Here is a 20323-nt window from a genome sequence, read left to right on the forward strand (position 1 = left end):
ATATTCAATTATTTATAATAATTAAATAATGTTAATTATTACTTGAGTAATCCAGTTATAGTTAATTATCTTTTTTTGAATTTTCAAGGTTTAAATAATGAATATATACGCAATATACATTAACCCTGCACAAAAAAATAATAATTTTATTGTCATTAAAGAAAGTTTTTCATGGACAGCAGCACTTTTAAGTGTATTCTGGGCATTATACCATAAAATGTGGTTACCTGTTATTATAGCTGTAGCACTTAATATAGTAGCAATGGCAATTAATATATATGAGTTAACACTTGCATTAAAGCTAATTGTCATGTTAATATTCGGTTTTTTTGCTGCCGATATTAGAGAAAATCATTTAAAAAGAAATGATTTTACGCTTAAAGATATAGTAGTTGCGGGTTCGCAAGTAGAAGCTGAATTAAAATTTTTAGAGCGTAATAATTATGTACAATAAAGAAAATATTTTTGCAAAAATTATCAATAAAAATTTACCGGCAGAAGTAATTTATGAAGACGAGCAGGTTTTAGCATTTAAAGATATAGCACCGGTCGCACCAGTACATATTATTGTTATACCTAAAAATGAATATATCGATTACGCCGATTTTATTTCTAAAGCTTCAGTAGAAGAAATAAAGCATTTTTTTGCTAAGGTTTCTGATATAGCAAATAAAGCAGGACTAGATAAAGACGGATATCGCTTAATCACCAATAAAGGCGAGAAGTCCGGACAAACTATTTTTCATTTCCATTTTCATATTATTGGTGGTGAAAAACTTATTGGATTAATTAAATAAAAATGACCAAGAAATATAATATTGCTGTTATCGGTGCTACCGGAAATGTCAGTCGTGAAACCTTAAATATTCTAGCAGAACGCAATTTTCCTATTAACAAAATTTATGCTATTGCTTCAAATAATTCTATTGGAAAAAAAGTTAGCTTTGACGAGCAAGTATTACAAATAAGTAGCTTAGACGATCTAGATTTTGAGGAAATAGATATTGCATTTTTTTCAGCAGGTTCGGAAGTATCAAAAAAGTATATACCAAATGCTATTGCTAAAAATTGTGTGGTTATTGATAAATCTTCTTTTTTTAGACTAAGTGAAGATATACCTTTAATTGTACCTGAGGCTAATTTATCAACACTTAAAGACTTTGCCACTAAAAATATTATATCGAATCCTAACTGCATTGCGATTCCTCTTGCAGTTGTACTTAAACCGCTAGATAATGAAATAAGTATAAAAAGAGTTGTAATATCTACTTATCAATCAGTATCCGGAGCAGGTAAAGCAGGAATGGATGAACTTTATGATCAAACAAAATCTAAGTATATCTTTGAAGAAAAAAGCCCCAACATATTTCCAAAACAAATTGCATTCAATTTATTTCCTCACATAGGTGATTTAAATAAAGATGGTTATACAAGCGAAGAGTCAAAAATTGCTTTAGAGCTACAGAAAATTATTGGTGATCATCTTAAAGTTAGCGTAACTTCTGTACGAGTACCTGTATTTGTTGGTCATTCTATATCCGTTAATATAGAATTTAGTAGTAAAGTGGATGCTAAAGAAGTTGAGGAAATACTAGAAGATGCTGACGGGGTTGTTACGATTTCACAAACTAAAGATTTAGCATATATCTCACCTACTGAAGTAGTAGGCGAAGACGCTGTATATGTCTCACGCATTAGGGATGATGCAAGTAAAGAGAACGCCATAAATTTATGGATTACATGCGATAATTTACGTAAAGGAGCTGCTTTAAATAGCGTTCAAATTGCTGAAGAATTAATTAAAACTTATTTATAAAATAATTAATATGGATAATAAAAACACTGTCTTAAATAAAAAAAATCCTTTGATGATAGCACTTGGAGAGTGCCGAACAGCTTTCTGGATAGTTTTTTGGTTTGCCTTTGTAATTAATTTATTAATGTTAATTACCCCCCTTTATTCACTACAAGTTTTAGATAGGGTGCTTGGTAGTGGTAATTTATACACATTGTTATATTTATCGATAATAATTGCTTATATTTATTTTGTTTACGGTTTACTGCAAATTGCTCGTTCTTTTACTCTTATAAAAGTGGGAGAATGGCTTGATAGAACAGTAGCACCGGTGATTTTTGCTTCCTCAATTTCAGCAGCAGCAACACGTGTAAATATGGGTTCTAGCCAGCTATTACGTGATTTTCAATCCGTTAAAACATTCCTAACAAGTACCGGAATTAATACCTTATTTGATGCACCTTGGAGTATCATATATATTGCTGTTATTTTCTCAATACATCCATATATTGGTTTTATTACAATTTTCGGTGCTATACTCATTGTTTCAACAGCTTTCTTTAATGCAGCTGCTACTAACAAAACCTTAGGTGAAGCTACAGAATTCTCGATTAAAGGTATGACGCAAGCCGATATTGCTAATAGAAATGCCGAAGTAGTCGAAGCAATGGGGATGATGAAAAATGTTACAAAAAATTGGCATAAATTTAACTTAGCAGCACTTGATAAACAATCAACCGCTAGCTATCGTAATGGCGTCATTTCTAACTTTTCAAGGTTTATCCGTAACATAATGCAAATGGCAGTTACTGGCGTTGGTGCTTATCTTGTTGTAGAAACTCATGGGGCATCAATGACACCTGGTAATATGATTATGAGCTCTATTATAGTTGGTAGAGCACTTGCTCCTTTTGATAACGCTATTGAGTTATGGAAAAGCATGAGTGGAGCTACTAAATCATTCAAAAATATCAACAACCTATTTAATACTTATGCTTCTCGTGACGAAGCAATGCCAATTCCAAACGTCGAGGGGCATTTAACTGTAGAAAATATTTACTATGCCCACCCTGTTCCAAAACATATGCCACAACCACCCACACCAAAATATATTTTAAAAGGTGTTAGTTTTGCGGTACAACCAGGTGAAATTTTAGCAATTATCGGACCATCAGCAACCGGAAAGTCAACTTTAGCTAAAATCATAGTTGGTGTATGGCGAGAATCCTCAGGCTCGGTACGTTTAGATGAGGCTGAAATTTATCGTTGGAATAGAGAAGATTTTGGCAGACATGTCGGTTATTTGCCTCAAGGAATAGAGCTTTTCAGTGGTAGCATCAAGCAAAATATTGCTAGAATGGAAGACAATGCTAATCCACAAAAAGTTATTGAAGCAGCCAAACTAGCTGGTGCTCATGAAATGATATTAAGGTTTCCTGACGGTTATGATTCAGATATAGGTCCTGCCGGCTCTAATTTATCAGGAGGACAAAGGCAACGTATTGGGCTTGCTAGAGCATTTTATGGTGATCCAAAGCTGGTAATTTTAGATGAACCTAATGCTAATTTAGATGAAGCTGGTGAAGTAGCACTTGCTAGTGCTTTAAAACAAGCAAAACTAAAAGGAATATCAGTCGTTGTAATTTCACATAGACCTTCTGTATTATCAGTTGTTGACAAAATCTTAATATTACAGGATGGAGCTGTTGCAGTTCACGGAACGCCGGATGAAATTCAAAACCACTTTAAAACTCTAAAGGGCGGCACAATTCATATTAATAATAACATAGTGCAAAATCATCATTGCGAGGAAAAACTGTAAGTTTTGTACGTACGCAATTTCAGGAGTTTATCTTAACGAGGTTGCCATGTTGCTACGCTCCTCGCAACGACAAAAAATAATAATGAATGATTAAATATTATGCAGGACTTAAAAAATAATAAACCTCAAATTACACCGGAGCAGTTAAAGCAATTACTGTCCTTGAGAGAAAATTCACTAAGCCTTAAAGGTCAAAGCTCTAAACGTAAAGCTTTAATAAATAGCACATTAAAAAAGACTTCACAAGTAATAGAATTTTTACTGCTTAAACTTGATAGATTTGTTAATTTTACTACTAAAAAAACTGATAAAGATCGTAATAATGTCGCACAAGCTGCAAGATCACCTATACTTTTTGGTATTTATGTTATTATTTTCTTAGTATTAATCGGTGGTGTTTGGATGGCTGTTGCACCGCTTGATAGTGGAGCTGTAGCAGTTGGAATATTAATGCCAAGCACTAATAAGAAGACAATCCAGCACAATGAAGGTGGAATAATCAAAGCTATTTATGTGAAACAAGGTGATAAAGTTAAAGCAGGTGATAAGCTAATAGAGCTTGAAGAAACACGAATAAAAAGCGAGCATGAGAGCACTTTAGGTCAATATCGTACTGCTCTGGCTACTGAAAATCGTTTAATTGCTGAGCGTGATAATCTAGAGCAAATCGAATTTTCTGATTTTTTAATGCAAGATATTAATTTACCGGAAGTCGCTAAGATAATACACACTCAAGAAAATTTATTTAGATCAAAAAAAGAAGTATATAATTCAGAAAAAGATGCTTTACAGCAACGTATTTCTCAGCTTGAAAAGAAGATTGAAGGCTTGGAGGCACGAAAAGTAGCTGCAACTAAAACAGCCGAAGTTTACCAAGAACGTTTAAAGGCTTTAAGAACTCTACAAAATAAAGGCTTTGTGCAAAAAAAGGATTTGTTAGAACAAGAAGCAAGAGTTGCTAGTGCAAAAAGTGACGTTGCAACGACTGACACGGAAATAGCAGGAACACACCACGCTATTACTGAATCTCAAATTAGCATTATAAACCTACAAAATAAATATACTGAAAAGACTTTAACAGAGCTTCGTGATGCACAAGTACAAACAGCTTCTCTTAAAGAAAAATATAACTCTTTAACTGATTCACTTAATCGGATAGTAATCAAATCACCTGTTGATGGTATAATTAATAATCTAAAATATCATACAATTGGTGGTTATATAGGTACCGGACAACCTATTATGGAGATTTCACCTACTAACGATCCACTAATTATAGAAGCAAAGGTATCACAAAAAAATATAGATTCAGTGCATGAAGGACTAGTTGCAAAAATACGCTTTAGTGCTTTTAAATCACGTACTACTCCAACATTTACCGGTAAAGTGGTCAGTGTATCACCGGATATTGTTCAAGATGAAAGACAGCATCCCGGACAGCAAGATAATTACTATATTGCTAGAGTAGAGATTGACATGGATGAATTCAACAGAATTGCCAAAATAAAAAATCTAGAATTACATCCTGGTATGCAAGCCGAAGTACAGATCGTTACTGGAACTAGAACATTGCTTAGATATCTCCTTGATCCTGTAATCGATACAGCATTTAAGGCATTCAGAGAGAAATAGTTTTCTGACTGTGTTATGACGACTAATACGTTATTTTCGCAAAGGCTTTGTTGCAAAACGTCTTCGGGATCATACCATGGCTTGTCCGATGTTGTTGCATAGCTCCAATGTCATTCCCGCGGAGGCGTAGTAGTGTCCGGAGAAAATTGGAGTATTATTAAAACCATCATTGCGAGCAGTCGTAGACCGCGTGGCAATCCAGAAAAATAGTAAAAAATAACTAATTTTAGCATTTTTTACTTCCTTGCTTCGCCCTTATTACTTTGTAATTCTTCTCGCAATGACGAAGCAATCTCATCATTATTTCCTAGATTGCCACACTCGCTTCGCTCATTCGCAATGACGATTTGGTATCCACGCAAGCAAGCCTTAAACAAGAATGACATAATATGCTTTTCAATCCACATAACAATGCTGCTTTCTCCTATTTAAAATAAAAATATGATATTATCTTACATCGGAATATTATTGGTAATTATTGGGCTGTTTGCTATATTTTCAGGTATTATCGGTTTTTTTCGTTTCCCTGATTTTTATACAAAATTGCACGCTGCAAGTGTTATTGAAAGCTTTGGAGTACCGATTTGCTTAATAGGCTTTGCATGCCTTGCAGGAAATCTTTTTAGTTGTTTTAAGCTACTTCTAGCTGCTATATTAATTTTCTTATTAAATCCGGTAGCAACTCACGCTCTTGGTAAAGGGTCACTACTTTCAAGGTCATTTTTACAAAAACAAGAAGCTAAGAAAAAATAAGAAAATATTTATGCTTTTAAATTTTGATCTCAGTAATTACTTACTTAATTTTATTGTTTTTTTACTGGTTATAATATCAATTAAAATCATTATTGCTAAAGATTTATTGGAAGCAGTAATATATAGCTCAGCATTTAGCTTATTAATTGGTGTATCTTATTTACTAATGGATGCACCGGATGTTGCAATGACTGAAGTAGCCCTTGGAGCGTGTCTATCAACCTGCGTATATCTAAATTTATTACGAAAATTACCCTCTAATTTAAAAATAATCCAAAGAACTAGAATTATTTCGGCAAGCTTAATATGTTTATTGTTTGTAGTAACTCTTACTTACATGGGGCTTGAACTACCAGATTATGGAGATGAACATGCCTTGCTCCACACACACCTAACTAAATATTATGTAGAAAATACTAGTAAGGATATTGGAATACCATCTTTTGTAGCAGCCATTTTAGCTAGCTATCGTGGGTACGATACCTTAGGTGAAACTAGTGTAATTTTAATTGCCGGAATTTCTGTGCTGCTAGTTTTTAACTGGACCCCGTGGACAAGCCACGGGGTGACAGGGGTAAACGATCTACGCGGGAATGACATCAAAACCATACAACAATGTCAGCAAGCCTACGGGATGACAAAAATAACAAAAAACATCTCTATTTTTATAGTACCTTATATAATCCTATATAGCTTATATATTCAGCTTAATGGAGAAGCATCACCTGGTGGTGGTTTCCAAGCTGGCGTTATATTTGCCTCCTCTCTTATTGCTTATGATCTAGTATATGGTAACCAAAAATTAAATCGATATTTTTCGTTGAATACTCTAATAATTATTGCTGCTTTAGGTGTTATGATATACGGATTTACTGGTGTGATATCGCTATTTTTTAACGATAATTACTTAAACTATTATTCTCTAGCAAACTTTGTTAACGATAGTCTAACTGCTCAACATATAGGAATATTTGCTGTAGAGATAGGCATAGGCTTAACAGTTTCTGCTATTATGTACTCAATTTACAACTCATTTAACAATTGTGAATAGCTTGTTTTTACTAATCAAACGTGAATTTATAGTGCAGAATCGTATTAATAATATGATTAAATATCTGATGATATTTTTTCTATTTTGTATTATTAGCACTACTTTAATTAACAGCCATGAAGATATTAAGAAATTCGGCTTAATCTTTTCGGTAATTTGTTTGTTAATTTCATTGATTGGTTTTTCTTCTATTATATTTAAGTCTGACTTAGAAGATGGAAGCTTAGAATTAATGTTATCTATAGTTAATCCAACTAAAATAGTGCTAGCTAAATTTTTTGCGATATTTATAAGTAGTACGATAGGGATAATTTTAACATTACCTATTATTTATATTTTTTTCAGCCAAACCTTGCTAGAAATAATATTTTTCTTTTTCAACGTCTGGCTTGTAATAATTTTATCAAGCAGTTTAGTAGTATTATCGGGTAGCATGCAAAGCTATTTTAGGGTTAATGCTAATTTTATCGGCATATTTATTATGCCTTTGCTAATTCCCAGCATTATAATGACAGGGTTAGTACTACAAGACAATAATTTACAATTAATTTTCATTATGATAGGTATTAATTTAGTAATTTTACCTATTTCATTTGTCTTAAGTTCATATTTAATCAGAAATATTTACAGCATAACATGATTATTTTCTTTATTTTTACTAGCAGAATAGTATAAGATAAGATAATAAATTTTTTTGAGAAAATAATATGTGGCAAGCTTTACGAAGGTTAATTGCAGCTAACCCTATGGGCGTTTTCTTATGGGGCATTATTACTAAATGGTATATAATGATAGCTGTTGCATCATTAATAGTATTATTTTATGTAGTAAAAGGGCTTGAGAAAATCGGCTTTATAGACTATTTTGGCAGAACAACAGTTGAGATATTAGACACTAGTAAAGCTATTGCTCAAAATTGTACTGTAAAACTTGGTCCTGACTGGGATCACTTAGTCAACTTTTGGAATTGCTTAGGTGATCCAGGAAAATATGAGGTTAAAGAAGGTACAGGAGAAGAAGAATTACAGCAAGGTGTAGAAAGGCTTATTAAAAAGCCTGAAGATGGTGGTGAAGGAGATGGTACTATCCCTGAACCTACTACTCCGGTAGTAAATCCTTATGACAACAGTAATAATACGAATACAAACTAAATATGTCAGATACTGAAGATACTAATAACAATACAAAACAAACCTCTCGTCGTGATTTTATGGTCCTAACGGCTAGTAGCGTTGCAGCGGTTGGAGCTGCTTGTACACTTTGGCCTCTTATTGATTCTTTAAACCCTTCAGCCGACGTTCTTGCCTTATCATCAATTGAAGTTGATTTATCAAATATTGCTGTAGGTCAAACAGTTACAGTTAAATGGCAAGGAAAACCGGTATTCATTACTAATCGTACTCCAGATAAAATTGCTGAAGCACGGGCTGTAAAAATGTCAGAGCTTATTGATCCTGAAGAAGATCAAAACCGTGTAAAAGCTGGGCATGCTAATTGGTTAGTAACAATTGGTATCTGTACACATTTAGGTTGCGTACCACTTGCAAATCAAGGCGATTATGGCGGCTGGTTCTGCCCGTGCCATGGTTCACAATATGATTCATCAGGTAGAGTAAGAAGAGGTCCTGCTCCTTTAAATTTAGCAGTACCGCCCTACACTTTTATTAGCGACAAAAAAATTAGAATCGGGTAATTACCTATGAGCGACAACATTACCCCAAAAACTGAAAAGAATAATGCTATTATAGAGTGGATAGATTACCGTCTTCCGGTCTTCTCTTTTCTAAAGCATTTTAGCCATTATCAAACCCCAAAAAACCTTAGTTATTTGTGGAATCTAGGCTCTATTGCCGGCATTGCGTTAGTAATTCAGATAATTACCGGTATAATACTTGCTATGCATTATACGCCGCATGTTGATCATGCTTTTGATAGCGTTGAAAAAATCATGCGTAACGTTAATTATGGCTGGTTACTGCGTTATACTCATGCTGTTGGTGCCTCAATGTTTTTTGCAGCCGTATATTTACATATAGCAAGAGGACTATATTATGGCTCGTATAAAGCACCAAGAGAACTACTGTGGCATATCGGTATAATTATTTTCCTAACCATGATGGCTACTGCTTTTATGGGTTATGTACTACCTTGGGGACAGATGAGCTATTGGGGTGCAACAGTTATTACTAATCTATTCTCAGCTATTCCGCTTGTAGGTAAGTCTATAGTTACATGGTTGTGGGGTGGTTTTTCGGTGGATAATCCAACATTAAACAGATTCTTTTCACTGCATTATTTATTGCCTTTTGTTATCGTTGCTCTTGTAATGCTACATCTAGTAGCATTGCATCAACATGGCTCAAATAATCCGAAAGGTATTGATGTTAAAGGTCCTAAAGATACGATTCCATTTCATCCTTATTATACGATTAAGGATTTTGTTGGTTTCGGGGTTTATTTCATAATATTTGCTTATTTTATTTTTTATGAACCAAATTATTTAGGTCATCCAGATAATTATATACCTGCAAATCCATTAGTTACCCCTGCTCATATTGTTCCTGAATGGTATTTCTTGCCATTTTATGCGATCTTACGTGCTGTGCCGTCTAAACTCGGTGGCGTGCTATTAATGTTCGGCAGTATATTTGTACTGTTTTTATTACCTTGGCTAGATACTTCAAAGGTAAGAAGTGCCAACTATAGACCAATATATCGTATTGCTTTTTGGATATTTATGGCAGATTGCTTATTACTTGGTTATTTGGGCGGGCAACCTGCAGAAGAGCCGTATATTACTATCAGTAGATTCGCTGCATGCTACTATTTCTTCCATTTTTTAGTAGCTTTGCCATTGATTGGTAAATATGAGAAACCACTACCACTACCGGAGGAGTTGTAGAGTTATGAAAGAGATCAGATAATTGTCATTGCGAGCGACTGTAAGGAGCGTGGCAACCTCAGGAAATTGGAAAACGTCATTGCGAGGAGATGTAACGCATCGACGTGGCAATCTCAGGAGGCATAACTCACGACATTTTGTATTATACAAATTTATGAAACAACCAGCTGTATATATAACTACTAATAAAAAAAATGGTATACTTTATACCGGTGTAACCTCTAATCTTATAAAAAGAATATACCAACATAAAAACGAAAATATTAAAGGTTTTAGTAAAAAATATAATTGTAAAATATTAGTATTTTATGAGCTTCATCAAACTATGGATTCGGCAATAAATAAAGAAAAACAAATTAAGGCTGGTTCAAGAGATAAAAAGATTAAATTAATAGAACAAATAAATACAAACTGGGATGATTTATATAATGAAATTATTCTATAAATAAAAATATTATTGTGAGAAAAGACAAAACCTCAATATGACAATCTTATTAAATAATAATAAATTCCTGAGATTGCCACGTCGATGCTATGCATCTCCTCGCAATGACAATTCAAAAAAATCATATGAAAACTAAACTACTCACTTCTATCATTATAATATTAATTTCTGCTTTAAGCTTAGCCAATGAGGAAGCGTTACATCCAAAAAAAATGAAATGGCACTTTGAGGGCTTGCGTGGCAGTGTTGATCGTGAAGCCGCACAAAGAGGTTTTCAGGTTTATAAAGAAGTATGTAGCGTTTGCCACAGCTTAAGCAATCTATATTATCGTAATCTTAGGGATATTGACTTTTCTGAAGAAGAGATCAAAGAAATTGCTAAAAATTATACAGTAAAGGATGGTCCGAATGATGATGGTGAGATGTTTGATCGCCCTGCTCTTCCATCTGATCGTTTTGTATCGCCTTATCCAAATGAGCAGGCAGCAAGAGCGGCTAATAACGGTGCTCATCCGCCCGATTTATCATTGATAATTAAAGCTCGTCATGATGGAGCGAATTATGTATATTCACTACTTACCGGTTATGCTGAACCGCCTACAGGATTCAAGCTAATGAATGGTGCTCACTATAATCCGTATTTCCCAGGCGGTCAGATAGCAATGCCCCCTCCTCTAATAGATGGGCAGGTGACTTATATGGACGGCACTAATGCAAGTGTTGAGCAAATGAGCCACGATGTTGCAGTATTTTTACAATGGGCAGCTGAACCGGAAATGGAACATCGTAAATCTATGGGGCTTAAAGTTATGATGTTTTTAGTAGCGTTTACTATATTCTTCTATATTGCCAAAAACCGCATCTGGTCTAATTTGAAATAGTGGATAATGTCATTGCGAGGAGGTTATGTAATAACCGACGAAGCAATCTCATGAATCTTACTTCATGAGATTGCAACAAAGCTACGCTCCTCGCAAGACTTGCTTGCGTGGATACCAAATCGTCTGAGCTACGCGAATAAAATAAGCGTGGCAATCCAGAAAAAATAATAAAAAATGTTATAAAGTTAGCATTTTTTACTGGATTGCTTCGTCAATTACTTCATAATTTCCTCGCAATGACGGAAATGACATAACTATCTTCCTCTATCTTGATCTTTATTCACCTTTACAGATTTAGACAAAGTAGTACGAAGTTGATTAATATTTTTTGTTGCAATTACTGCTTTACCAAAAGTATCTTTCATATGGGATACTTTTTCTTTGATAAAACTTTTCTTTTTACTATTGCTCTGCTCTTCATTTTTAGAAGTAACAGGAGGTGTAGATTTGATGATAGCACTTTCAGGTGGTTTATTTTCTTGATATTTTTCACCAATATTATTAGCAATCTTTTTAACATTTTCGGTGGAAATATGATAAGAAGATTTGCCGGGCAAAGCATGAGCAGCTTTTGAAATCATAGTCTGCTTTTCTTTTAAGTCTTTAGTTAGATTATTTATTATTTCCGTTTTATTTGTTGATAATTCTGAGAATGAAATCTTTTCTAAAGATTCAGACAATGCCGCAGTGATTTTGGTTTTATGTTCTTCGTCTAGTTTAAAATTTTCGCTTTCTAGATTTTTTAATGTAGCATCAACTATATTATTTGTTAAAAATTTAGAAAATGGTTTACCGATTTTAGAGATTTTTTCTTGAGCTTCTTTATCAGTAAGTTTTGTTTCATTAATTCCCATCTCTTTATCAGTTTTATGTTGAGGCGGGGCAGAAGTTTTATCATTTAATTTATTTACTCTTATATCTCTTAACTTATCTTCTAAGCCATATTGTTCTTGAGGAGGTAAATTTTTGTAATGTTCAGTATTTCTTGCAAGTAGAGCATCAAGCATAAAACCTACTGATTTAGCTATCCTAGTTTCTTTAGGATCTGACGATAAACCGGAACGCTTATCATAGAAACCTCCTTTATCTGCTAAAGTAGCATAATGGTCTTCAATAGCAGAAGATAATTTAGGAGGTATGAAATTGCCCTCTTTATCAAATTCCGCTTTCATGCCCGTTTTTTCTGCTTCTAACTGTAATAATTCTTGAAAAATTTTAGTTTCAGCAATTCGGCATTGAAAATTCGGATCAGTTTCTTGTGATAATCTATCGGCTTGCTGCATTACCATAGAGTTTAACTTATGTAATGCATTAGGAGTTAAATTATCTCCTAAATTCTTAACAAACTCTGTTCTCTCTTTTGGATTACTCTCAAAACTACTGCTTAAAGTAGCCACATCTTCTTTCGTCGGTTCTCCTTTAACTATTCGTTCTAATACATCTTCGTTAACATAACCTTTTGTTATTTCGCTTGGTGAATCAGGCATAATATTATTACTTTAAGTTAATAATTAAAGTTTATTATATTTAACAATATTTTACTAATTATTATGAACACTTAGTGCAAAATATATATCTTGCTATATTAAATTTAACATATGGGAATTACGTGTGCACAAACGAAGGATTTGTTGTGTGGGCAACTTCCCCCTGTCATCCCGTGGACAAGCCACGGGATGACACCGAGGACGTTTTCCGATCTACGCAACAAAGCCACAACGAATCCCGAAATTTGACTTACCAAACCTTGAAATATCAAAGGTATATTTATGATTACTTTACTTGCAGCGATAACAGGTTTTATTAGTTCTATAATTCCTGAGATTTTGAAAATTTATAAAGATATAAACGACAAAAGGCATGAGATAGATATTTTAGATCGCCAAATTACTAATAACAAACTTAACCAATCTAAAACTTTTACCGAGCTTACAATATCACAAGAAATGGCAGAACAGCATGCCCTTTATTCTACTTATAAATCTGGAGTTAGTTGGGTTGATGCCTTAAACGGCTCGGTAAGACCGGTGCTTGCTTATAGTTTTTTTGCTATGTATGGAATAGTTAAATACGTTCAATATAAATCATTAAAAAGCTCTGCCCTACTAGTACAATATTTAGATATATTATGGACTATTGATGATCAAACCATCTTTGCAGGTATTATTAGCTTCTATTTTGGTCAACGTACTTTCAACAAACTATATAAATATAAGACTTGAATTTTAATAAATAAAAATTTAGTAGACGAAGATCAACTTCAAAAAGAGCAAGGAGTTCATAAGACGAGGAGCGGAGCGTATACTTAATACGTGAGTACCGCAGTACTTATAGAACGACGTAGCCAATTTTTGAAGTTCATCGAGTATACAAGGTTAGTATTATGAAAATTAAAGCTTACATCCCAGCTATAGCAGCTGTCATCTTATCTAGTAATGCTACATTAGCAAATCAAAACCAAGCATATAACTCTAATCATACAACTTCCTTACATCAAGCAATAGAATTACTAGATAACCAGATTACAAATATTGATAACCTATTTAAAAATAAGTTACCTTTTTATGAATCGAGTAGCATTAAGAGCAAATTTATTACTAAAGACAAACAATATATTATTATTATGGAAGTACCTGGCTTTGATAAAGATCATATCAAAATTAAAGTAAATGGTAATAAATTATTCGTTAAAGGAAACATTGAAGACGAAAATAAAGCTGATGATTCAAATAATTATATGAATAAGAACTTTAATTATGTAATATCTTTATATGAGGATGTAGATCAAAAAAATATTTCTTCAAGTCTAAAAAACGGTATACTTACTATTACCTTGCCACGCATAGAGGTTAAAGAGCAGGACGCAAAAGAAATACCGATTAATTAAATATAGCTTTAAGAAAGGTTAAATCATATGAATAAAACTTTGAAATACTCACTTATTATATTTATCAGTATAATATTATTGTTAATTATTATTCCTTTCTTTATCCCTTTGAACAATTATAAAGGGATAATAATAAGTAAAGTCAAAGAAACGATAAATAGAGATTTAACTATTAATGGCGATATAAAATTATCTTTACTACCAAATCCTGCAATATCCTTACCGGAAGTTAAATTATCTTTAATAGATAAAACAAAAGAGCCTTATTTAGTATCTGTTGAAAACGCTAAAGCCTCACTTAAGCTTCTACCACTTTTTAGAGGAACAATTGAAGTAGCATCTGTAGAGCTACAAAAGCCCGTTATAAATCTTGAAGTTTTAAATAATGGACAAAAAAATTGGGAGTTTTCCACGCCTAAAAATAAAACTGAAATAAATCAAGATGCTCCTATACCTACAGCTTCTAATGCCAAAACTGAGTTAGAACTTCCTATTCTTATCAATCACTTCAAGATATCAGATGGTAAAATTATATATAGAGATAATGGTAATGAAAAAATATTTAACAATATTAATTTAGATACTCACGTTAAAAGTACTAAAGGTCCAATAGATTTTACTTTAGCATTAGAGGCTCTAGAGCAAAAAATTTATATAGATGGTAATATTGAAGAAATTGGAAAAGTAATACCATTAAGTGCAAATATCAATATTGCGGACGAAAAAATTAAAATTGAGGGAAAGCTCGATAGTGAAAATAATTCTTTCATAGGTCTTGCAAATATTAAAGGTAATACTAAAACTCTAGGGCTGCCAAGTGATTTACAAAATGATTATGAGTTAACAGCATCCATAATTGCAGATAGCAAAAATCTAAATTTAAAAGATGCAAGGCTTAACTATACTAATATAGAATTACTGGCAAACGCAAATTATGATATAGAACATAGTAGTTTAAAGGCAAATATTATTGCAAACCCGGGTAATATCATTGGTGATATTAGCTCTAATTTAGATAAGGCAAGTATTTTCAATGGTAATATTAAAATAGCAGCAGATAATCTAAAACCTTTACTTAACGCTCTGAAAATAAAAACTGATAAATTACCTCCTATTATTAACCAAAAAATTTCTCTTATTTCCAATGTAGTCTATAATTCACAAGCCCTAATTTTACATAATATCAATTTAATTGCTGGAAATAGTAATTTATCAGGCGATGTAACCCTGAAAAATCTGAAGCAAGACATATCTGCTATTCATAATTTAAAAATTAATAATTTTGAGTCATTTATGGCTTTGCTTGGAGTCAATAATCTAAATCGTATTGGAACATTACAATTAAATGGGGAAGTGCAAAAAACTAAAGATACATTACAGATAAATGATAAAATATCAGCCTTTAATACTAATATAGCAATTAAAGGCGATGTTAATTTAGCTTCTCAAAAAACTAATTTTAACCTTAATATATACAGCCCATTAATTAACTTAGAAAAAATTACCTCAGGCAGCCCTGCTCCTGCACCTACATCTACTTCTAATCCTGTTGCAAATAATACAGGTTAAGCGTCTGCTAATGCTCCTAAAAGTAGCACTCCTTGGTCAAATAGTCCTATTGATTTAAGCTTTTTAAATACAATCGAGGGACAGCTATCAGCAAATATAGATAAACTAACCAATGATTCATTGGTAATAAATAATTTTAAAGCAAAATTAGCTATTACCGGAGGTAAGCTAAATATTACTTCAGTTAGTGCAAATATTTATGGTGGCGATCTTAACGCAAACGGTTATGTAAGCTCAGGAAAAGATCAAAATGCAACGATTAAAATTGATTTAAAAAATGCTTATGTTAAAAGCTTAACTCCACAAAGTGGTAAAATAAAAATAATCGATGGACGATTAAATTTTACCACCGAACTTAATTCTACTGGTAATAGCGTTTATACTTATGTTAATAATTTAAATGGACAATTTAACGTAAATAGTAGTAATGGAAAAATTAGCGGATTTGATTTAAACCGCATTGTGGATGCGATAAATAATGCTAAAAATACCGAAGGAGTTCTACGCCTTATTAATGGATCTTTTAGTGGCGGTACTACATCCTTTTCCAATTTAGTAGCAACCGGCAATATAGAGCGTGGCATGGTACGACTAACTGAATGTCATTTAGATGCTAGCCCGGCTAAAGCCAATGCTCATGGTCAAATCAACCTACCGCAATATATGCTAGATGTTGGGGCAAGCGTCACTATCAATAATTTTCCTCCTCTAGGGGTCAAATTTTATGGTTCTATAAATAATCCGCAACATAAATTAGATATAGAAGCTCTTCAAACATATTTAGTAAAAAATGTATTTAGCAGCGTCCTTAAAGACCTAAAAAGTGGTGAAAAGAAACCTGAAAATATTATAAAAGATGCTTTAGGTTTAAGAAAGAAAAAGGAAGATAGTAGTAATGAACAGAATAATACAGAGCAACCGCAAAACCAACAACCTACCGATCCTGTTAATAAACTGCTGCAAAAAGGATTAAAGAAACTGTTTTGATTTGTAGTATTTATTATACATTTATGTTATAAAGTTAAAAGATAAGTATAATTATTTATAATTATGAATAACAAACAAACAGAAAAAACCATTAGTTGTTTTGACGTAGCTAATTATTTCTTAGTTCTAGTAGATAGAGAAGCAGGAGATACTATAACTCAGCTAAAGCTTCAAAAACTAATATATTTTGCTCAAGGTGTTCATCTCTCTTTATTTAATAAACCTTTTTTTGAAGAAGAGATTGAAGCATGGAAACATGGACCAGTAGTACCAAAATTACGTATACCGTTCGGTAATTTACAAGATGGTCCAATTGCCGCCCCCGGTGAAATGGACTTTGATATTTACACACAACAGCAAAAAAACTTAATTTATAAAATATATTCTATATATGGCGAACATACGGCAAGCTATTTACGTAATTTAACACACCGGCATTCTATTTGGCTTGAAGCTATAGAAAGTATAAATCATACTATGACCAAAGAAAAAATACAGGAATTTTTTAAAGTTAATATAATTAATAATATTAAAGATTATATTTTATTGATTAATAAGGAAGATCTTGAACAAATAGAAAATGCAGAAGATCAGTGGTGGATGAATTATGATAGCGGTGTACCTGCTGAAGATATTACAGAACAACTTTTAAAAGCAAAACAGAAACAAGAAGGTAAAAATTTTGAAAGTTGTTTGGTCTGATGAAGCTTTAACACAGTTAGAATTTTGGAAGTACACTAATAAAAAAATGACTAAACGAATACATCTTTTAATAGATAGTATTATGTCAACACCTTGTACCGGTATAGGAAAGCCTGAACCTTTAAAGTATGAGTTAAGTGGTTTTTGGTCTCGAAGAATAGATCAAGAGCATAGATTAGTTTATTCTTTCAATAAAGAAACTAAAATTATTATAATAGAAAGTTGTAAAGGACATTATTAAAATTCACACAACTAAAATAGAATATAGCAGTATATTAAATAACTTAGATTTTATTCAGAATCTGAACTAGGTATTGATTCACCGATACATTCTAAATTAAATGGTAATATTGTAGCAGGATAACATATTTTTTCATCTTTAACTAATTTTTTTGTGGGATACTCATCATTATCGTTGTTATTCTCATCTTATCTTCTTCGTATTTTCGTTTTATACCTCTATTTTCAAATTTTTCTTCTTCTAATTCTATGAAATCGTAAGGTATTTTTTTCTCTTCAATGTAAGATATTAGATCATCTATATCTTCTTCAATCTCTGAATCATTATATAAATTACTTGTGAAATTATTATTATATTTGTTAATTTCTTTTAAGATTGAATTAAGTCTATTTGAAGGTATGAAGTTCTTTTTCTCCAGAGAGTAATGATCCAAGCACATTTTTGCTATTTCTTCTAAGTATTTATTATTTTTTATAAGATCGTCACTTATTATATTTTGAATCTCGTTAATTTCTGCACATATTCCTAATAATATCAAAAGATTTTTAAGATTTGCAGAATTATTAATTTGTTTATGATATGGGCTAGCTTTTTCATCTGACTGACAATTTATTATATCGGATAATAGCCACAAGAATTTATCTTTATAATCTAATGAATATTTTGTTTTGAAATTTAGATATTTACTTAGAGCATCATTAATTTTTGAATTTTCATTTACCTACTGCCTACATTTTTCAGTATCATAAATTTTATCATTGATCAACTCTATGACTTGATTACTTTTTACAAAATTTTCTAATATTTTTTGTTCTTCATTTGTAAATTTTCTTGTATTAACCATTAATGTCCTTATAAAAAATGATTTTAAAAGGGCATTATATAGGCTTGTTAATAAAAAGTAACTATTTTGTGATTAGGTTTGTCAAGGTAGTTTAAAACTATGTATGACAAAAATCTAAAAGTAGAAATATGAGGAACAAATAAAATATCGAATAAGCAAAAAATCTTTTTGCCTGCTTATTATCAGCATTATCATAAAATAATGATATAGAATAATATAAAAACACTAAACCAAGTACCACAGCAATTACTAAATATATAATATTACTCATACCTATAAAAAAAGGCATAAGAGAAGTCAAAAATAAAAGTATGCTGTAAATTAGAATTTGCTTCTTAGTATATAAAGCTCCTTTTATCGCAGGCATCATAGGCACTTTACAGTTTTTATAATCATCGTTACAAAATAAAGCCAAAGCCCAAGAATGAGGCGGCGTCCAAATAAAGATAATTAGGAACAATATAATAGAATCCAAAGACACGCTGCCACTTACAGAAGCATAACCTATTACAGGAGGGAGAGCTCCAGCAGCTCCACCAATAACAATATTTTGGATAGAACTACGCTTTAACCACATAGTATAAATGCAAATATAATAAAAAATAGTAAATAATAATAATAATGCTGATAGGAAATTTACGCATAATGCCATAAAAAATACTGAAAAGAATGCCATTATCAATCCGAATGATAACGCTTCGTCAGCTTCTATAGCACCTCTTATTATCGGTCTTTTTTGTGTACGTTTCATCAAGGCATCAATATCCCTATCATACCACATATTAATCGCTCCAGCACTACCTGCACCTATCGCTATACAGATTAAAGCAATTACACTAATGAAAGGATGCAGAGAATTAGGAGCAAGCCACATTCCAGAAAAGCCAGTAAAAACAACCAATGACATTACACGTGGTTTCATTAGTAAAATATAGTCTTTAACTGTACTTTGAGGATAACTAACTTTATCTAAACTTATTGATTTTGTTAAAGAATTCATATAAAAGTTTTTTTACTAAATATAAAAAGTTTTAAGGTAAAAATCAACGATTGACTTTAATGTAAGAAATGTATATATTTTTTTGTAATTATAATTTAAAAGTTAAGGATATTTTCAGTGACAAAAATCGTACGTTCTAAATATAAAGCTAGTAGAAGACTTGGTGTTAGCTTATGGGGTGATGGTAAAGATGCATTTAATACCCGAAATTATCGCCCAGGTCAGCATGGACGCAATACCATGGTTAAAACCTCCGATTATGGGTTACATTTAAAAGCTAAACAAAGAATAAAATGCCATTACGGTCGTATCACTGAAAAGCAATTTAGAAATATCTTTGGATTTGCTCAAAAAATGAAAGGTAATACTGGTGAGAACTTCATCGGATTACTTGAAAGTAGGCTTGACTCTATAGTTTACAGAATGAATATTGCACCAACTATTTTCTCTTCTAGACAATTAATATCACACGGTCATATTAAAGTAAACGGTAAGAAAGCTGATATAGCAAGTATGCGTCTTAAAGAAGGTGATGTTATAGAGATCAAAGAAGCTTCAAGACAAATGGGCATCATTCAAGAATCAGTTTCAAAGCAAGGTCAAACAACACCTGATTATGTATCATTTGATGTAGATTCACTAAGTGGTAAATATCTAAGAGTCCCAACGATTTCCGACGTTAGATATCCTTTCACTCCTGAAGTTCATTTAGTAGTCGAGCTATATTCTCGTTAATATCATGCTTGTTTAACTTAAAAAAACTACAAGTACTGCGGTACGAACTATATTAAGTAACTACCGCCGTTCTTTGT

23 protein-coding genes and 1 pseudogene are annotated in these 20323 nt (G+C 32.2%); 19 read left to right on the forward strand and 5 right to left on the reverse strand.

Going from position 1 to position 20323, the window contains the following annotated elements; all coding sequences use genetic code 11:
* The first annotated feature begins 97 nt into the window (after window positions 1-97).
* The 5 genes from AAHF54_RS04855 to AAHF54_RS04875 all read left to right on the forward strand — a co-directional run bounded on the left by AAHF54_RS04855 (window position 98) and on the right by AAHF54_RS04875 (window position 5249).
* The gene (locus AAHF54_RS04855; protein ID WP_342169874.1) at window positions 98-454 is read left to right on the forward strand and encodes a DUF2628 domain-containing protein; all 357 of its coding nucleotides are present in this window, start codon (window positions 98-100) and stop codon (window positions 452-454) included.
* Window positions 444-797, forward strand: a complete 354-nt coding sequence (locus AAHF54_RS04860) for an HIT domain-containing protein (RefSeq protein WP_016948007.1) — start codon at window positions 444-446, stop codon at window positions 795-797. Before AAHF54_RS04855 ends, AAHF54_RS04860 begins: the two co-directional genes overlap by 11 nt.
* A 2-nt stretch (window positions 798-799) precedes the next feature.
* Window positions 800-1816 (forward strand): aspartate-semialdehyde dehydrogenase, encoded by a 1017-nt coding sequence (asd, locus tag AAHF54_RS04865; protein WP_341788181.1) that lies wholly within the window; start codon window positions 800-802, stop codon window positions 1814-1816.
* A 10-nt stretch (window positions 1817-1826) separates the two neighbouring features.
* Window positions 1827-3617 carry a type I secretion system permease/ATPase gene (locus tag AAHF54_RS04870; protein WP_342169875.1) on the forward strand — a complete coding sequence of 597 codons (1791 nt, stop codon included), beginning with the start codon at window positions 1827-1829 and terminating at the stop codon, window positions 3615-3617.
* Between the two features lie 99 nt (window positions 3618-3716).
* A complete protein-coding gene (locus AAHF54_RS04875) occupies window positions 3717-5249 on the forward strand; it encodes an HlyD family type I secretion periplasmic adaptor subunit (RefSeq protein WP_341788183.1) in 1533 nt (510 codons plus the stop codon).
* Between the two features lie 236 nt (window positions 5250-5485).
* Here AAHF54_RS04875 and AAHF54_RS04880 read toward each other — a convergent pair whose 3' ends face one another.
* Window positions 5486-5656: a hypothetical protein gene (locus AAHF54_RS04880; protein ID WP_342169876.1), complete on the reverse strand. Its 171-nt coding sequence runs from the start codon at window positions 5654-5656 to the stop codon at window positions 5486-5488.
* A gap of 34 nt (window positions 5657-5690) precedes the next feature.
* Between AAHF54_RS04880 and AAHF54_RS04885 the strand changes: the two genes are divergently transcribed.
* The 8 genes from AAHF54_RS04885 to AAHF54_RS04920 all read left to right on the forward strand — a co-directional run bounded on the left by AAHF54_RS04885 (window position 5691) and on the right by AAHF54_RS04920 (window position 11281).
* Entirely contained in the window at window positions 5691-6002 is a 312-nt protein-coding gene (locus AAHF54_RS04885; RefSeq protein ID WP_016947696.1) for a Na+/H+ antiporter subunit G, read from the forward strand.
* A 10-nt stretch (window positions 6003-6012) separates the two neighbouring features.
* Complete coding sequence (locus AAHF54_RS04890; protein ID WP_342169877.1) at window positions 6013-7053, forward strand: DUF4040 domain-containing protein; 1041 nt, start codon at window positions 6013-6015, stop codon at window positions 7051-7053.
* Window positions 7046-7693 carry a heme exporter protein CcmB gene (locus tag AAHF54_RS04895; RefSeq protein ID WP_342169878.1) on the forward strand — a complete coding sequence of 216 codons (648 nt, stop codon included), beginning with the start codon at window positions 7046-7048 and terminating at the stop codon, window positions 7691-7693. Before AAHF54_RS04890 ends, AAHF54_RS04895 begins: the two co-directional genes overlap by 8 nt.
* A gap of 67 nt (window positions 7694-7760) precedes the next feature.
* A complete protein-coding gene (locus tag AAHF54_RS04900; protein WP_342169879.1) occupies window positions 7761-8204 on the forward strand; it encodes a DUF2670 domain-containing protein in 444 nt (147 codons plus the stop codon).
* Between the two features lie 2 nt (window positions 8205-8206).
* Window positions 8207-8746: a ubiquinol-cytochrome c reductase iron-sulfur subunit gene (gene petA / locus AAHF54_RS04905; protein WP_341788188.1), complete on the forward strand. Its 540-nt coding sequence runs from the start codon at window positions 8207-8209 to the stop codon at window positions 8744-8746.
* A gap of 6 nt (window positions 8747-8752) precedes the next feature.
* Entirely contained in the window at window positions 8753-9955 is a 1203-nt protein-coding gene (locus AAHF54_RS04910; protein WP_341788189.1) for a cytochrome b/b6, read from the forward strand.
* A 154-nt stretch (window positions 9956-10109) separates the two neighbouring features.
* Window positions 10110-10400: a GIY-YIG nuclease family protein gene (locus AAHF54_RS04915; RefSeq protein WP_341788190.1), complete on the forward strand. Its 291-nt coding sequence runs from the start codon at window positions 10110-10112 to the stop codon at window positions 10398-10400.
* A 125-nt stretch (window positions 10401-10525) separates the two neighbouring features.
* Window positions 10526-11281 carry a cytochrome c1 gene (locus AAHF54_RS04920; RefSeq protein WP_342169880.1) on the forward strand — a complete coding sequence of 252 codons (756 nt, stop codon included), beginning with the start codon at window positions 10526-10528 and terminating at the stop codon, window positions 11279-11281.
* A gap of 254 nt (window positions 11282-11535) precedes the next feature.
* Here the strand turns inward: AAHF54_RS04920 and AAHF54_RS04925 are convergent, their stop codons facing one another.
* The gene (locus AAHF54_RS04925) at window positions 11536-12768 is read right to left on the reverse strand and encodes a DUF5410 family protein (RefSeq protein WP_341788192.1); all 1233 of its coding nucleotides are present in this window, start codon (window positions 12766-12768) and stop codon (window positions 11536-11538) included.
* A gap of 282 nt (window positions 12769-13050) precedes the next feature.
* On the opposite strand from AAHF54_RS04925, the gene AAHF54_RS04930 reads away from it, so the two are divergent.
* The 5 genes and pseudogenes from AAHF54_RS04930 (at window position 13051) to AAHF54_RS04950 (ending at window position 17667) form a co-directional block, all read left to right on the forward strand.
* Window positions 13051-13503, forward strand: coding sequence for a hypothetical protein (locus AAHF54_RS04930; RefSeq protein ID WP_341795223.1), 453 nt, complete (start codon window positions 13051-13053; stop codon window positions 13501-13503).
* A 167-nt stretch (window positions 13504-13670) separates the two neighbouring features.
* Window positions 13671-14168 carry an Hsp20/alpha crystallin family protein gene (locus tag AAHF54_RS04935; RefSeq protein WP_341789231.1) on the forward strand — a complete coding sequence of 166 codons (498 nt, stop codon included), beginning with the start codon at window positions 13671-13673 and terminating at the stop codon, window positions 14166-14168.
* A gap of 27 nt (window positions 14169-14195) precedes the next feature.
* Window positions 14196-16724, forward strand: a pseudogene (locus AAHF54_RS04940) (AsmA family protein).
* A gap of 63 nt (window positions 16725-16787) precedes the next feature.
* Window positions 16788-17426, forward strand: coding sequence for a Panacea domain-containing protein (locus AAHF54_RS04945; RefSeq protein WP_341788194.1), 639 nt, complete (start codon window positions 16788-16790; stop codon window positions 17424-17426).
* Window positions 17404-17667, forward strand: coding sequence for a Txe/YoeB family addiction module toxin (locus AAHF54_RS04950; protein ID WP_342170241.1), 264 nt, complete (start codon window positions 17404-17406; stop codon window positions 17665-17667). The genes AAHF54_RS04945 and AAHF54_RS04950 overlap by 23 nt, the downstream gene beginning before the upstream one ends.
* 142 nt (window positions 17668-17809) lie before the next feature.
* On the opposite strand, the gene AAHF54_RS04955 is transcribed toward AAHF54_RS04950, so the two are convergent.
* The 3 genes from AAHF54_RS04955 to cyoE form a co-directional block, all read right to left on the reverse strand.
* Complete coding sequence (locus AAHF54_RS04955) at window positions 17810-18301, reverse strand: hypothetical protein (RefSeq protein ID WP_342169881.1); 492 nt, start codon at window positions 18299-18301, stop codon at window positions 17810-17812.
* An 87-nt stretch (window positions 18302-18388) separates the two neighbouring features.
* Complete coding sequence (locus tag AAHF54_RS04960; protein WP_342169882.1) at window positions 18389-18511, reverse strand: hypothetical protein; 123 nt, start codon at window positions 18509-18511, stop codon at window positions 18389-18391.
* Between the two features lie 97 nt (window positions 18512-18608).
* Window positions 18609-19511, reverse strand: a complete 903-nt coding sequence (cyoE, locus tag AAHF54_RS04965) for a heme o synthase (RefSeq protein ID WP_341788197.1) — start codon at window positions 19509-19511, stop codon at window positions 18609-18611.
* A gap of 117 nt (window positions 19512-19628) precedes the next feature.
* On the opposite strand from cyoE, the gene rpsD reads away from it, so the two are divergent.
* Window positions 19629-20246: a 30S ribosomal protein S4 gene (gene rpsD / locus AAHF54_RS04970; RefSeq protein WP_011477507.1), complete on the forward strand. Its 618-nt coding sequence runs from the start codon at window positions 19629-19631 to the stop codon at window positions 20244-20246.
* The last annotated feature ends 77 nt before the right edge of the window (window positions 20247-20323 follow it).

It is taken from the genome of Rickettsia endosymbiont of Seladonia tumulorum (assembly GCF_964030815.1).
Lineage (GTDB): Bacteria > Pseudomonadota > Alphaproteobacteria > Rickettsiales > Rickettsiaceae > Rickettsia.